Origin of the sequence: Devosia limi DSM 17137 (genome assembly GCF_900128975.1) — a bacterium.
GTDB lineage: Bacteria > Pseudomonadota > Alphaproteobacteria > Rhizobiales > Devosiaceae > Devosia > Devosia limi.
Map to the genome: position 1 here is coordinate 163,329 of NZ_FQVC01000006.1, position 16,256 is coordinate 179,584.

The 16,256-nt window shown below is 62.0% G+C and carries 4 protein-coding genes and 2 pseudogenes; 2 read left to right on the forward strand and 4 right to left on the reverse strand.

All coding sequences use genetic code 11. From position 1 onward, the window contains the following. Positions 1-98: 98 nt before the first annotated feature. Positions 99-10,451, reverse strand: coding sequence for a DUF5801 repeats-in-toxin domain-containing protein (locus BUA69_RS11375; RefSeq protein ID WP_046136572.1), 10,353 nt, complete (start codon positions 10,449-10,451; stop codon positions 99-101). A 413-nt stretch (positions 10,452-10,864) separates the two neighbouring features. On the opposite strand from BUA69_RS11375, the gene BUA69_RS11380 reads away from it, so the two are divergent. Continuing rightward, the gene (locus BUA69_RS11380) at positions 10,865-12,748 is read left to right on the forward strand and encodes a polysaccharide biosynthesis protein (protein ID WP_046136573.1); all 1,884 of its coding nucleotides are present in this window, start codon (positions 10,865-10,867) and stop codon (positions 12,746-12,748) included. Between the two features lie 214 nt (positions 12,749-12,962). Next, positions 12,963-13,091: pseudogene (locus BUA69_RS21255) on the forward strand (transposase); the annotation flags it as partial. A 130-nt stretch (positions 13,092-13,221) separates the two neighbouring features. Here the strand turns inward: BUA69_RS21255 and BUA69_RS11390 are convergent. The 3 genes and pseudogenes from BUA69_RS11390 to BUA69_RS11400 form a co-directional block, all read right to left on the reverse strand. After that, positions 13,222-13,620: pseudogene (locus BUA69_RS11390) on the reverse strand (NAD(P)H-dependent oxidoreductase); the annotation flags it as partial. Positions 13,621-13,675: 55 nt separating this feature from the next. Beyond that, positions 13,676-14,599 (reverse strand): nucleoside hydrolase, encoded by a 924-nt coding sequence (locus tag BUA69_RS11395; RefSeq protein ID WP_046136574.1) that lies wholly within the window; start codon positions 14,597-14,599, stop codon positions 13,676-13,678. 43 nt (positions 14,600-14,642) lie between these two features. Beyond that, entirely contained in the window at positions 14,643-16,247 is a 1,605-nt protein-coding gene (locus tag BUA69_RS11400) for an FGGY-family carbohydrate kinase (protein ID WP_046136575.1), read from the reverse strand. Positions 16,248-16,256: the final 9 nt, after the last annotated feature.

Below are 16,256 nucleotides of genomic sequence, written 5' to 3' on the forward strand. Positions count from 1 at the left end.
CGCGAGACCAGTGCACCGCCGGCGATATCGGGCGGCAGGTCAGCAAAACGCCGGCACCAAGGGCGCCGGCGTTTTCGGGTGTTGTCGCTGCGGGACGGCTAGATATCGAAGATCTTGACCGTCTGATTGTCGTCCAGGATCAGGTTGATGCTCTCGGCGGCACTCGAGAGGTTGCCACCGGTATCCTTGATCACGGCGACATCGTGCCAGCCCGAGGCGTCGTGAACCTGGATGGTCACGTCGCCTTCGACACCACCGCCGCTCGCGTTGATGGCCTTGGTCGAACCGTCGGCATATTTGAACTGGACGTCGGCCTCATTGCCCACCGCACCGGGCAGCAGATCGCTGAGATCGATGACGTCCCCGATGACGAAATCGGTGATGGTATCGACGTTATCGGCACCCATTTCGGCGAACTTGAACGTGTCGTTGCCGCTGCCGCCGCTCAGGGTGTCATTGCCCAGGCCGCCGAAGAGGATGTCGTCGCCATCGCCGCCGGTGAGGATGTCATTGCCGGAATTGCCAATCAGCACGTCGTTGCCGGCATTGCCGTTGAGGATGGAACCGCCAGCATCAGCAGGGGTAGTGTCGACTGTGGGAGCGGTATGGTTGGTGGGCGCAATCTGGAAAGCTGTCACCTGACCGTTGGCTACAGGGCTATTTTTCACATCCTCCGTTCCGGTCGAGGTCGCCGTTATGCTGAGGGCGGTGGACGAGTCGATGGTGAAAGTATTGTCACTGGTGTCGTAGCTGGCGAAGTACCCTGCCGCCTTTAGATTGGTCACGAGATCCGCGGCGGCGTTGTCGAAGCGTCCGTTGTCTTTCCCACCACTCGATGCACTCCCGGTGAACGTAGCGCCCCCGCCGAAGGCAAAGGTAATCTTCTCGCCACTCTTGAAGTCATCGATATCGTCGTAGAAATCGATCACATACCTCCAAGGCTGCCCTGAACCATTGACGATCGCAGCGGCCACGGCAAACGTTACGCCAGCATTGGCCGTGAGAGTCACGCTGTTGCTGCCATTCAGATTGGCAGACGACCAAGCCCCGCCCTTTCCGCTGAGCGCGTTACCCACCAGAGCCCTGAGGCCATCGTAGACATTCTCCCCGGAGCGCGCGTTGGCCGCCACGGTGTGGGTATAGGTGACCCCATCGATGGTGAGCGAAACCATGTCACCAACATCGTATTGAGGAGCAAAGGTGATCCTGGTGGATTGCGCTGTGGCGTTGGGCCCGGTGGCAACGAGGATGTCGTTGCCGTTCCCGCCGTCGATGCCGCCATCGACGTCGCGGGCGACGGTCACAGAGGCCGTTGCCTTCTCGCCGTTACCACTGGACAGCTCGTATTTGAACGATCCGCCGATGTTGCCATTGCCGTTGCCAGTGTCCGTAATCGTAACGGCACCGGGGTTGGACGTGAGGTTGGCAGTCAGACTGCTCGGGCCGGAAATTGCCGTGACATCCAGATTTGGTTCACCGCTGTCGTTGGCAAGCAGGGCCCATTCCGGCACTAGGAATGGCGTGTTGTTTCCAGCATTGCTGACGATCTGGTCAGCGCCGGCCACCGCCGGCTGAAGCATCTGAAGCTCGAATTCAGACTGCGGCGTATAATCGAACTGCGTGTTGCCGGCGACATCCTGGGCGCCGGTGACGTCGATGGTGATGTTGGAGAGTTTGGTGTCGGTGTCCACAACCGTATATGTGGCCGAGAAGACCGTGTTGCCGTTGCTCCAGGCGCCAGCGGTCAGGGCCAGCGCACCGCCGACACTCTGACCAAACGTCAGGGTCGGATTGACGCTGGTGTCCATGGCCTCGCTGAACCTGACGGTGACCACGAACTTTCCGGGGCCGACATCGCTCTCCGCTAGAGACTCGTCGTTGACCGTCACGTCGAGAACCTTCGGCGCGACACTGTCGACCACGTTGAGCGTGATCTTGAGGTCGGCCGTGGACTTGTCTCCGTCGCCGTCCTGGATGGTGTATTTGAAGGTTTCCGAAGCCCCGACCGGCACATCGGCGCCATCGGCGGTCAGCGTATAGGTGTAGCTGCCATCCGTGTTGATGACGAGCTTGCCGTATTGACCGTTGATCTCGAAACTGCCGGCCGTGGCGGTCGTGTCGCTGGCATTGCCATAGGCGATAGCCACAATCTCGGCCCCGTCGGCACCGGCATTGCCATTGGTGACGTCACCCGAGGACTGCAGTGCCCCCGTCGCAGAGACGAAGCTGGCGCGCAGTTCAAAGGAACTGGAGGCATTCTCCGCCGTCGTGATCTGCGAGACGGGAGCACCATTCGGGTTGCCCGCCGGTACGAAGCCAAGAATGTTCAGCGTATAGTCCTGGCCGGCAATGTTCACCGTCGCGGTGGCGTTGGAGATGCTGATGATATCGTTGTCGCGGCTATCTCCATAATCATTGGAGGTTTCGGTGTGGTCGAAGTTGATGGTGACCGGCCCCACCAGCGTCGGAACGCCGTTGATAATAGCGGTGAATGTCACCTGGAGCTTGGCGCTATCAAGGGTTTCGCCATTCACCGGAAAATTGAAATGGGTGAAAGTGCCCAAAGAAAAGGCGTCGTTGGTCACGAGGTTATCGAGGCTCGATGCCGGAGCGTCCACGAAGCCATAGCCCGACCCCGACCCATCTGGCCAACGAATCTCGTCCTTGGCCCCGTCGCCATCGCGGTCGTAGGTTGACAGGTCATCATCATCATCGTCCCCGGTCATGTCGATGCTGGTCCACTTGGCAACGACATTGGAAACGCCGAGTTCATCGACCTTGATAGTCAGGGTCGAACCGACATTGGTAGCGAGGGGAACGTCATCGATCACGTCGACCTTCACATCGGTGAAGATATGCGTGTCGCTGTCCGCGTCCGTGGCCTTGAACACGTTATTGAGATTGATCGAAATTGTGCCTTCGACGCCGTCGGCGGCACTGTCGGCATGGTGGTCGATATTATCGAGCAGGGTGAGCGTGAACGCACCGGTGCCGGCATTGAGTTCGACCGTGAACACGGCGCGATCAGTAGCGGGATTATAGCCTGCCCCGCTGACATTGACGTAGCCGAACAGCACGTCACCGCTCATGCCGAACAGCACTGGCTGACCGTCCGAGGTCAGGTTGCCGCCGCCGACAAGGGTGACATTGCCGCTCGTGGTGTTGAAGCCATAGGTGATCGTCCCGTCGCCGCCATCGAGCATGGTGTCGAGATTGCCGGTGGTGACGTTGGTGGTCTGGCCCAGATTGCCAACCGTGTCATTGTCGGTGTCAGGCGAGGCGGTCGTATCGTCGAGACCGCCGACGAGCTGCTCTTCCTCCACAGTGCCGCCGAAACCGCTGAGCTGTGAGAAGGGGGTATTGCCATTGGCGATTTCGATAGTCTGCACGGCGTCGGACACGTCGCCGTCGCCATCCTGGATCCGGTAGGTGAAGGAAACCGATGTCGCGGCGGTGCTGGCACTGACCAGCGGATCGAAGGTCCAGGCGCCGTTGGCCTGGAAGGTGTAGGTGCCCTGGCCCCCGGCCGGGGTGAGCGTAGTGGTCCCCACGCTACTGACAGCGTGCCAATTGACGCCGTTGTCGAACGAGACCTGGGTCAGTGTTGCGCCGTCGGCTCCCTGCGCGTCATTGACCAACAAGTTGGTTCCTGCGGAAACGCCAGCGGTTTCGATGACTTCAAGCACCGGTCCGGCATTGGCGGTGGGCACATCGTCGCTAATGGTGATGTCCAGGCTGCCGCTTGCCGAGGAATTGTCGGTGTCCGTTACGACCACCGGGAAGGCGATGGAGAAGGTGTTTTCGCCGTTGGCATTGGTATGGGCGATATTGTCCGTCAGCGTGTAGCTGTAGGCGACACTGCCTGCCCCGCTCGCAGCATCAAGGGTGAACCCGGTCACCAGCAGCGTCCCCGTCACATCGTTGACGATGACCAATGGGAATGGTCCGCCCACGGGCACAGAGGTGCCGTTGATGGTCAGCGAGGCAAAGCCGTCGGCGGCGGTGAAGGTGAAGGTTCCAGTACCGGTCTGCGCTTCGGGCGTCGTATCGGAGCCAGCGGGCTCCGAGCCGCGCACCGGCAGGTCGTCCTCATCGAGCCTGATCTCGCCGCCCGTAACGTCCAGGCCGCTTATCGTCACCAGGTCGTCGGTCCCCTTGATGGTGATGGTCAGCGTGGTGGACGAGACGTCGCCGTCGCCGTCCGTGATGGTGTAGCTGAACGTCTCGGTCAGCGTTTCGCCGAAAGCGAGCCCCTGCACTGCCGCTGTTTCATTGCTGGTGAGGGTATAGGTGTAGGACCCATCGGCATTCAGGATCAGCGTGCCATAGGCGCCCGCCGTCGAACCACCCACAGTGCCCGTCGTCGCGCCGATGGAGACGGCAGTGACCGTGGCACCGTCGGCGCCCAGGATGTCCGCGACCCCATCGAGGTCATTCACATCGGGCGACGAAGCCCCGGTGAGCACATTGCCATTGGCAACCAGCGCACCATCTTCCGTCACGATGTCTGCATCGGCCATCGCCGTGGGTACGTCGTCGTTGAACTCGATGTTCAGGGTACCTGTTGCCGTATCCGTCGCCGAGGTGTCGCCGTCGGAATCGCCCAGTGTGTAGGAAATGGAGGCGTGGAAGCTCGCCTCGCTATCGCCCGCCGCGTGCTGCACCGGCATGAGCAATGTCAGCACATACGCACCGGTCGCCGGATTGAGAACGATCGAAAACAGGCTCTGGCCAGAGCGGGCACCGCCGTCAATGACTGCTGTCAGCGTATTGGTGACACTGTTCCACGCATAGGTCACTGCCTCCTGGCCAATCGTGTCGGCCTGGTTGTTCATACCGGCAAGGCTGAAAACCAGGTCGCCATTGCCGCCCGAGCCGGGCAGAGAGCCGGTGAATGTCGCCTCATTGGCGTCGGGATCCGGCGACACCACGATGTCGCCTGCCGCAACGGTAGGATTGCCTGCCAACCCATCGTCGTCGACGGCAGCGCTGGCCGTGCCGGCTTCGGGCGCCAGATTGATCTGCTTGACCGAAAAGACGACCAGACCATCGCCGAACGGCACGCCATCGCCGTCACCATCGCGGGCGACGATGAAATCACCGAAATCGAGGTTGAGATGGCTGGCGCTGCCGTGATCGAGCTGCCCGTTCAGGGTCAGCACGGCCTTGCCGTCGACTATGGTCAGCTCGAACAGTTTGGCATTGCTGGCGGTGAACCCGGTGATGGTGGTGCCATCGGATCTGACTTGAACCTGCTCGCCGCCGGCGTGGATTGAGCCGAAGTTCGCGGCCGCAAAGGCCTCAAGCTCGAAGCCACCGGCCGCGTGCGCGCCATCGGCGCCGAAATTCACCAGGGGGGCCAGATCGATCTCGCCGGTTTCCGACACCGAAGGGGTCGAAACGGCCTGGGTGACCGACATGTTGTCCAGAATGATACGACCGGCGAGCGTGCTGGGCGGAACGATTTCGAGCCGGGAAAGATCGAGCCCCTCGAACGCACTGCCCAGCGCACTGAAAACCGAGGTCGGCGTTTGAGCGGCGTAGCTCATGCTTGCGGTGCTGAACACCACGCTGGCGACGAGGTCACCGGCGGCATTGTAGCCATTCAGCGTAACCTGGCCTGCCCCTGAATTCGCGCCGAACAGGCCAATAGCCATATTTTCGATCGTGAAGGTCGTGCCGGCTGCAGCGGTGAAAGCAATCGGCTGCGAGCCGGGATCCTGCGGCGGCCCCTGCAGGGCCGACTCGGCCGCATGGGTAGCGATTACCACGCCAGCGTTCACCGTAAGGCTGGGCCCCAGATCGGGAATCTGGCCGGTGCTGCCGTGGAAATCGAAGGTCGATTCGGTGACCGCCATGGATGGCGCACCGGGCTCGTCCATCTCCGTCGCCGCAGGAGGGGGAGCAACAAGCGTCGGGCTATCGTCGTCCACATTGACGCTGATCGTGCCGGTAGCGGCATCGCCATCCCGGTCGTAGACCTTGATGCCGAATTCGAGCAGCAGGTTATCCTCGAAGGAGGTTTCCACGCCACCGGTCGACGCATCGTCCTGAGCGGGATGGCTCAATGGAGCGGAAACGGTCAGCGTATAGGTGCCGTCGGACCTGACCTCCAGCGTGAAGGCATTGACCTCGCCCAAGCCGGGCACGGTGATGGTGCCGACCAGCGTACCGCCCTGCTCGAAGCCGGCGGCATTGCCAAGCGCATCGGTGCCGGCAACCCAGTTGGTGCTGACATTGTAAGGCGTGCCGACACCATTGGCGCCGATATGGATGGCTTGCAGCGGATTGACGACACCATTCTGACCATTGATGGTCAGGCTATCGACAACAATCCTGTCGAGCCCATCGGCACCCGCAGTGAAGCTCACACTGCCGGTCGCGACCTTGCCACCAGCGTCATCGCCCGGACCGCCCTCATGGCCGCGAGGCTGGCTGTCGTCATCAAACCGGATGACAGCCGTGCTGGCTGTTACACTGGGGGCGTCGTCGCGGAACTGGACCTGGCCGCCGATCTCGACGCTCTTGCTGACGGTGTCGCCATCGCTGTCGGTGACAGTGACAGTGAGAGTAATCTTGCCGGACAAGCTCTCGATGTCATCGGGGCCGCCATTCGGATTGTGCTCAATCGGCAGGTATTGCGCGATGGCAATATTCCCCAGCGTCGTGGGGGTATTGCCCGAGATGGCGATGGCAAACGCCACCTGGCCGTCGGGATTGGCAGAACCATCGGGCGCAGCGAGGCGCCCAACAATCAGGCCGTCTTCCGCAAAGAGATAAATGGCGGTGCCGTCAGCGGCATTGAGGCCGGCAGCGACGCCGCCCGTACCTGCCAATTCGAGGGCGGCAGACACTGAGCTCGGTTCATCGGCACCCGAAGCAAAGGTGTAGTTGACTTCACTAACATCATTGGCCGCATAGCCGATTGGTGCGGTGATGGACTCTGCCGCCTCGAGGGCGCCAAAGAGCCCTCTTACAAAAGCCGAATTGGTGTCGTTCCCCTGCAATCCAGCGCTCTCGTCGATCAGCACCGCCTGGTTGGTGGAGGCAATCGACAATACGGGGATATCGTCCGTGACCACGACATTGGCCTTGCCGTCGAGCACGACGCTATCGCCATCACGATCGGTGGCCTGGATGATCGAACCGAAGTCAATCGAGGGGACCGATCCGGTGCCCGATACCAGCGCCACGTTCTCGCTGTTGGTGTCGTCATCGACATGGTCCAGCTGGTCGAACAGACGGAAGGTGAAGTCGCCGTCCGATTCCAGCGTGAAGCTCATTACAGTCCGCGAGACCAGCGGAATGTAAACACCGAGCCCCGTGTCGACGTAACCGATAATGGTATCGCCGACCCGGGCATATGACAGTTGGACGCCCTTGGACTGGAGCTGCAGGTTCTCCAGCGCGGTCAAAGCGTTGGCTGTGAACGAGAAGCCGCCGCCGACGGCCGCGCCATCCGCACCGAAATTCACCACGCTCGACAGGTCCCCCGAAGCGAGCGCAGCGCCGGTCAGCAGGGTCGTGGAAGAGCCGTCGCCGGTGCCATCGCGCGGGCTGGTGCCCACCGACTGCGAGTTGCGCAGGTCATCTTCATCGACCTTGATGGCGGAATTGCCAGCGCCCACCGTCGGACCATCGTCCCTGAACGTGATCTTGTCGCCGATTTCGACGCTCTGGCTGGCGGTGTCGCCATCGCCGTCCCGCACCGTCACGGTCGCCTGGATCAGGCCATCGAGATCAAGGGCATCGTCGTGGTCAGCCGGGGTGAAACCATCCTGCTGATGATTCAGCGCGACGTTCTGGGTCACCTTGAGCGTGCCGTCGGCCAGAATCTCGACCGTGAAGGCGACCTGGCCGCCATTATACTGTCCGGTGATGGTGGCAGCGTCGGTCGAAACCAGGGTGATCGCATGGCCACCAATAGTGGTGACGAAGCCGGTGGCGTTGCTTCCCGTCAAGGACAGGCCATAGCTTATCGAGCCGGCCCCGGCCGCACCGTCCTGCCCGAAATCGACTACGGGGGTGATGATCGCCGCCGTGCCCGAGGCGCTGATCGGGCCAGTGGCGAAGTTCGCACCGGTCTCGTCCAGCGTCAGTCCACCGGCGCTATTGACGCTGGCCGTGACCTGCGGGCCATCATCGTCGAATGTGAAGTAGGACCCGTTGCTGGTGATCAGGTCCACAACCGCCGCTTCGGTGACACTATCGCCGTCGCCGTCGGTGCGGGTGACCGAGTATTGCAGCTGGATCGGACCGCTGTCAGCCAGAAGCTGCAGCGTAGCGGTGGCGTCGAACTGATTGGCGTCGGTATGCGCGATCGCCTTGTAGAGGGTGGTCTGCAGCTGGCCATCGACGATCTTGATGTCGAACACCACAGTCCCGCTGGCTGTGCGGCCTTCGATGGTGGTCGCATCGAGCTGGAACAGGGTGATGACGCCGCCATCGGTTGCCGACAGATTGGTCGCCAGGCCACCTGCGTCGGTGCCCGTCGGCAGCCCGACAAAGCTCAAAGCGCTGGTATCGCTGCCGCCATCGGCGCCGAACGAGCCGCCGACGGTGAACAGGGACGCAAGGCCCGCCCCGCCGATCGCAGTCGTGCTGCGGCCGAGATACTGATCGACTGGCACAATAATGTCGTCATCATTGGCTATGCCACGAACGGTTTCACCAAGGCCATTGGCGCGGTCGACGCCAATGGTTTCGTCAACCTCGGACTGCAGACCGCCGAGCTCGCCGGCGAATGCGACGCCGACGGACAGTGTTGGGCCATCATCCTCGAAGCTGATCGCGCCGCCGGGCGCGGTGCTGGCCAGCGTAACGGATGCAGTCTGGCTGGCCACGTCGCCATCGCCATCGGTCGCGGTGATCGTATAGGTGACGGCAAGGGTCGGGCCGCCGCTTTCGCCCCCGATCAGCGACAGCAGCTGGGCTTCGTCCATGCTGGCAATGTCACCATGGGCCAGCGGGATCAGCTGCTGTACGAGGAGGCTCGCCGTCGCCGGATCGCCCGCACCGGTCACCTGGATATGCAGGGCAATCAGTCCGTTTTCGCCGCCAATGCGGCCGGTGATCGAGCCGTCTGCCTCAGTGAACAGGTAAATGGTGCGATCGGCCAGCGAGAGGCCTGCCAGGGGGGTCCCCGCGACTGCGGTCACCACCAGGTTGGACTGCACGCCAGCGTCCCCTACGCCCGACCCGCTCAGGACCAGGGCAAACTGATGCGCGACCACGCCACCATCGGCGCCAAGGCTGACGGAAGCAGAGAAAAGCGCGGCGAGCGCCCCGCCCCCGACGCCGACACTCGTGGCCGCTTGCCCGAAGGCCTTTGCATCGACCTCTGACAGGGTGCTGGTCAGGCCGGCACTCGAGAACGCGGCGCCATTGACATCGTCGGTCGCTGCGTTGCTGTCACCGGGCTTGGCGCTGAAAGTCTCGTCGAGCACCAGCGCGATGCCGCTCGAGCCAGCTTCGCCGCTCGTCGGCAGCACACCGACCTCGACAACAGGGGTGTCGTCATCGACATTGATGGCCATGCTGCCATCGACAAAATCGCCATCGGTGTCGGTCACGCGATAGGTGATGTCGAAGGCGACATTGTCCTCACCGGCGCCCGGGTGCTGGATCGCCGCAAGCTGTTCGATCGTGTAATTGCCGCTGGTGGTGTCGCTCAGCGTGACGCGCAGCACTGCCGCGCCATTCTGGCTGATGGTCAGCACCAGACCATCAGGGGAAACTGCCGATGTAAAGCCAAGGCCGGGGGGCAGCGCAACGCCGGTCAGCAGCAGGCTGGCCCCGCCATTGATCCCGTAATCATGCGCCAGAGTGCCGGTCTTGGGGCCAGAGGCGTCGTCACCCAGTCCACCTGGATTGCCGCCGAGCAGATCATCATCATCGAGCAAGGCGCCGCCATTGGCGCCGATCGTGGGCTTGGAGTCGATGAGAGTCGGAAAAAACGGCCGATCGACTTCGTTGCCGAAACCCAATTCAGTCGGGGGCAATAGCGACCCGATTGCGAAGGCATCGCCGATGTCGCCCACAGGGCGCTCGAAATTGCCACCCGAGCCTGGGACGTCATTGCCACCAGTCGGGCCAGCAGCGGCCTGGATGTCATTGGCGGCAAACAGGGCAGCGACAGTGGTGGGCGGGATCTCGACCGCGCCGATCATGATGGTCAGGCCCTCAACGGCGCCATTGGGCACCACGATGACCGAGCCGTCGGCCTGCACGAATTCAAGATCGGTGCCGTTGACGCGCGGCTGGTCGATGCTTGCGCCGTCCGGCAACCGAACCACACTGCTCTCGTCCACAGCGAGCACGAGACGCTGGACGCTTTCGCCTGCAGGGGAACCCGGCTGCTGCACATCGGCCTGGGCAACCAGAACTGGCCCCTTGCCCACCGTATCCCCGGCCTGTGCTGCGTTCACGTCACCCTCAACACGCTCGACCATGATCCACCCATCGCAAAATGTTAATTTACTGTTGCGACATTAGACTTGCCAGTTGAGCCAAAACAATTGGGCGCAGCCCGCCTATTTATATGCGGGTATGCGTAAGCAGAGTTTATTTGATTAACCTTACCGCACGGAGCATACGGACGTATGTCTATCCGTGTAGCGACTGAATTGAGCAGGCTTTCCACGCGCAACACTTCAGGACCTGGATGTCCGATCGCTTCGGTGCTGCAATGCCCCTTCCAGCCAGCCTTCCTTTGAACAAGCAGATTTTGTGAACAAGCAGACTTCGCCTTTGGCGTTGCCCCGTCATATCGAGGCGTGCCGCCAGATGCGGGCAACCAGCACTTGACCCGTCGCGGCTTTCGTGGAAGGCCCAGCGCCGGTCCTCATAGTCGGCGACGGTTAGCATGTTTTCAAAGACTCGAGCTCGCATTCTTGCCCTTCCCCGTCGCTGGAAGAGAGCAATCCTGGTGTTGTTCGATATTGTTGTGGTCAGCGTGGCCTTGTGGGCCAGCTTTGCCCTGCGCTTCGACCGCTGGACCATGCCTGCCAATCTCGATACCTGGCTGATCCTGCTGTCAGCGCCGGCCATTGCCGTCCCAATCTTCATCCGGATGGGGCTGTATCGGGCGGTTGTGCGCTATCTGCCCGAGCGTGCCCTGTGGACCATGCTGCAGGCCGTCACGCTTGCCGTTGTTCTATGGGTGCTTGTGGCTTTCCTCTCCCAGATGACGGGACGTGGTATCGTGCCGCGATCGGTCCCCATCATCTACTGGGCACTGGTTTCGATTGCCGTCATCGGCAGCCGCTTCGCCGCCAAATGGCTGTTTTGGCCAATCTCGCGCAAACTCATATTGCAGCGGCCTGCCGTGGTGATCTACGGCGCGGGGGAGGCTGGAACGCAACTGGCCATGTCTCTTCGGGCAACCCATTTCATTGCGGGCTTTATCGATGACGACACCGGCCTGCATCGCCGCGAAGTTGCCGGCATCCGGGTGTATCCGCGGTCACAGCTTTCCAATCTCGTGCAGGATTTTGGCGTTAAGCAGGTCATTCTTTCAATGCCATCGCTGTCAGCGTCGCGCCGGAAGGAAATCGTCGCTTCAGTGAGTGGGCACGGCGTCAAGGTGCAGTCGCTGCCGGGGATCACCGACCTGGTCACCGGCAAATATCTGGTCAGCCAAATCCGCGAAATTGAGATCGATGACCTGCTCGGCCGCTCTTCGGTGCCCCCTGACCTGGGTCTCATTCGCGAGATGATCGTGGGCCGAACGGTCATGGTTACCGGTGCCGGCGGTTCCATCGGCTCTGAACTCTGTCGCAAGATTGCCCAATGGAGCCCGCAGCGGCTTGTCCTGTTCGAAGCCAATGAGTTCGCGCTCTACCAGATCGACAAGGAACTCGCGGGCCGCAATGACGCCGCGACCATCGCGGTGCTGGGTTCGGTGACGGATCGTGCGCGTGTCCGGCATGCGATCATTCACCACGGCGTCGATGTGGTGTTTCACGCCGCAGCGCACAAGCATGTGCCCCTGGTTGAAGCCAACGTCCTGGAAGGCATCCAGAACAACGTCTTCGGCACCAAGACGGTGGTCGATGCCGCCTTTGACGCCGGCGTGAAGAGCTTCGTGCTCATTTCGACCGACAAGGCAGTCCGTCCGACCAACGTGATGGGCGGCACCAAGCGCTGGGCCGAATTGATCGTGCGCGAGAAGGCGGCCGAGGCTGCCAGGACGGGAACCAGTCAACGCTTTTGTGCGGTGCGGTTTGGCAATGTGCTGGGCTCCAACGGTTCTGTGGTGCCTCTCTTCAAGGAGCAGATCGCGCGCGGTGGCCCGTTGACGCTCACGGATCCAGGAATGACCCGGTATTTCATGTCGATTCATGAAGCCGCCGAACTCATCGTGCAGGCAGGCGCCCTGTCTGAGGGCGGTGACGTGTTCCTGCTCGACATGGGCCAGCCCATGCTGATTTCCGACCTAGCCGAGAACATGATCCGATTGGCTGGGTTAACGGTGAGATCAGAAACCCAGCCGGACGGGGATATCGAGATCGTCGCTACCGGCAAGCGGCCGGGCGAGAAAATGTATGAGGAGCTGTTCTACGATGCAGCGACCGCCCGTCCCACCAGGCACCCCAAGATTCTAAGGGCGGCTCCCGCAAGCGATGACTCTTCTCTTGGTTCGGCACTGCATGAACTGAGCCTCGCGCTGGCGCAGGAGAACGAACTGGCCGCCCGCAACATCTTGTTTGGCTTGATCGTCGAGACCGATCACGCGGGGAGGACTTAGCGCGGCCGGTCTGATCGATGTGCTCCATCATCGTGACGACAATGATCGCGTTGCTCGCCTCCCAGTAGAGGGAGCGCTGGGATTGGTGTCCGCTTGCCGATTGCCATGACCTCCCTGCGCCAGATGCAATACCGCCCTAATCGATACCGCCCAACGATGCCACCTGACTATGCTGCCTTCACCATTCCCGAGCACGATCGGCTTCTTGTCTCGGCTGAAAGCTGCGCAGGGGCAAAGGCAATTCAGTGACGAGTTTAAGCGCGATGCGGAGCGTCAAATCACCGAGCGTGGCTATCCGGTTTCGGAGGTTTCGCAGCGTCTGGGGGTGAGTGCCCATCGGCTTGGTGCTGAGCCTTGGTCCGCACTGCCAGACTGAACAGCGTTGCGGCGCGTTCAATGCGCTCCAGCAACCTGTCAGCGGCAGGCACATAATTCACGAACTCTTCGTCGGCTGCATAGATAGCATAGGCGGCGACCTCGGCCGAAAAGAACCCAAATAGCGGGCGCAATTGATGCTCGACGACGAGCGCATGGCGTTGGCCGCCACCGGTTGCGCCCAGAAGCACAGGCTTACCGACCAAGGCTTCCGGGTCGATGAAGTCGATGAGGTGCTTGAACAGGCCAGGATAGGATCCCTTGTACACGGGGGTCGTCACCACAAGCGCATCAGCGCCTTCAATTGCCTCGACAATTGCACGCGCCTCATCCGAAAGCTCATTGCGCGCATAGGCACCGCCCAATGCCCGGCCGGCATCAAGCAGGTCCAGCGGTAGGAGTTTCACCTCCGCATGGCCGGCAAGGCTTTGCCCCATGAAAGCCGCCAGCGCGCGTGACTTGGAAGGCCGCTGCGTATTGCCGGAAAGCAGGACCACATTGGCTGCGCCTGGGCGGGACAGGGGCGTTGCCTCTCGCCTGAATACTGTGCCGCTATCGGGCAAAGGTCTGCAGCTTTGTAAAGAAATCGGCCATGATAGCGTTGCGGTCGATCCGGTTCACATAGCGCATCAGATGCCGACTGCGATCACAGCTCCAGCTGGGAATGTCGGTGAGAATTGGGGTCGGCACCAGCACGCTGGGGCACCAGTCCGGATCAATCAGCCAGGCAATTGCCGCCATGTCCCAGATGACCTTGCTCCAGCCAGCCTGGTTGTCTCCCGCATACTCCTTGAACCGCTGCGAGAGGAAGCGACCAATTTCGCCATGCGGCTCTACATAGCGCTCGATCTCAGGCACCGTACTCACCAGGTGCGAAACCACACCACGGCAGGGCACGAGAACCAACGGCACGCCGCTGTCGAACAGCACCTGCGCGCCGCCAATATCCTGCTGCAGGTTGAATTCGTTGGTATCAGCCCATTCCAGTGCATGTCCGCCCAGCCAGACGACGACGATGCGATCGATGATTTCCGGCGCCTTGAGGATAGCTGATGCCACATTGCTGATGGCGGCAATGGCAATCACATAGAGCGGATCCTCGGGCGTCGAGCGACGCGCTCGCTGCACCAGGTCATCGACGGCATCTGCGTTTCGCGCAACCTTGGTTGGACCGACGAAATCGGTGACGCCGCGATAGACAAGTCCGTCAGCCGGGCGCCCCAGCCGATCGAGCAGGCGCCCGATCTCCTGAAAGCTGAGTTCCATGCCGTGGCCCGGGCTATTGGAGCGCGGATTGAGAAATGGTGCTGCATAGATCGCCTCGGTCGCGACGCGATCGGTCGATAGCAGCATTTGCGTCAGCGCGAACTGATCATCGATTTCGTTGAACGTGTCGGTGTCGAGCACGGCGCGGATCTTGCCGCGCGGCGGTTCCAGCAGCTTCAGCCTCTGGGCTTCAGTCAGCGTGAAAGCCATGTGATGTCCTCTTTCGTTCTACGTTCGGCTATCGTCAAAAGCGTTAGTGGTCGCGCATGTCGCGGTAAGCGGCCTGAAGCTTCAGGAAGGATTGATGCCGGCGTGCATGGATCGCACGCGATGCCGCGTCGGGGGTGATGACGTCTTCGACCTGGGACATGTCGGCCATGACTGCCTCCAGACTGGAGGCCTGCCCGGACGCGACTGCGGCCAGCATGGCGGAGCCCAGCAACACCGGCTCCTCGGTTTGCACGGTGGCGATGGCGACCCCCGCTGCATCGGCGAGCATGCGCCGCACCAGGCGGCTTCGCGCCGCGCCGCCACTGACAACCACCGTCGAAATGTCGATAGTCTTGGCGCGGAGGGCATCAAGGATTTGCCGGAGGCCGTAGCCGATCGATGCCAGACCCGCGAGATAGAGCCGGACCAGGCTGGCTTCGTCGGCTTCAAGACTTAGCCCGGCGATGACGGCTCTCGCCTGAGGGTCGGCAAGGGGCGCGCGATTGCCCAGAAATTCAGGAACAACATGCAGACCTGCGATCAGGTCTGTCGGGGATCCATCCGCCAGTAGCGCCTGCGCACGCAGGTCGAGCCAGTGGGTGAGGCCCATGCCGGCCGATTGCGCCTGGCGGAGCCCTTCCGGTGCGTAGGGATGAAGCTGCACCAGGTGGTCAATGGCGGCTCCGGCGGCCGATTGCCCACCTTCATTGAGCCACAGGCCCGGCAGCAGGGCCGCGTAATATGGTCCCCATATTCCGGGGACGAGAACCGGTTCACGAGTGACGTTCAGGGTGCAGGCCGAGGTTCCAAAGACATAGGCCAGCCGCTGTTCCAGCGCACCCGGCAGGCCAGCCGCGCCCAATGTCCCGATGGCACCGGCATGGGCGTCGATGATCCCTGCCGCGACCGGCGTGCCCGCTACCAAGCCGAGGTCGGCTGCTGCCTGCTCGGTCAGGCCAGACGCCAGGCTGGTGCCGGGGTCGGCGATCTGGCTGCCAATGCGCGCAAAGCCATCGGCCTTGAGATTACCCAGCCCGATCATATCGAAATAGCTCTCATCCCAGGCATTCTCATGGGCGAGATAGGTCCATTTGCACGTCACCGTGCAGGTAGAGCGCACGAGGCTTCCGGTGGCCTTCCAGGTCAGGAAGTCGGCAAGATCCATGAGCTGTGCGGCGCGCTCGATGCTGTCGGGCAGGTGGCGCGCCAGCCACAGGATTTTTGGCGTCTCCATCTCGGGCGAGATGCGGCCGCCGACATAGTCGAGCACGCGCGCGCCACTGCGGTTGATCTCTTCGGCCTCGGCGGTAGCGCGCTGGTCCATCCACAGGATGATATTGCGATCGTCTTCGCCGGCGGCATTGACCGCAACCGGCCGCCCATCCCCGTCCAGCACCACCAGCGAGCAAGTCGCGTCAAAACCGATGCCGACCACTGTGTCAGGCGCCACGCCTGCATCAGCCAGCACCGTCCCCACCGCCGCACAGATGGCCTGCCAGATATCGCGGCTGGACTGCTCGGCATGAAGGGGACGTGGCCGCCATATCTGGATTGGCCGACTGGCCGACGCCAAGAGCAGGCCAGCGCTGTCGAAGAGCCCTGCCCGTGCCGAGCCGGTGCCAACGTCGATGCCGATAAAATGCGCCATTGCCAAAAT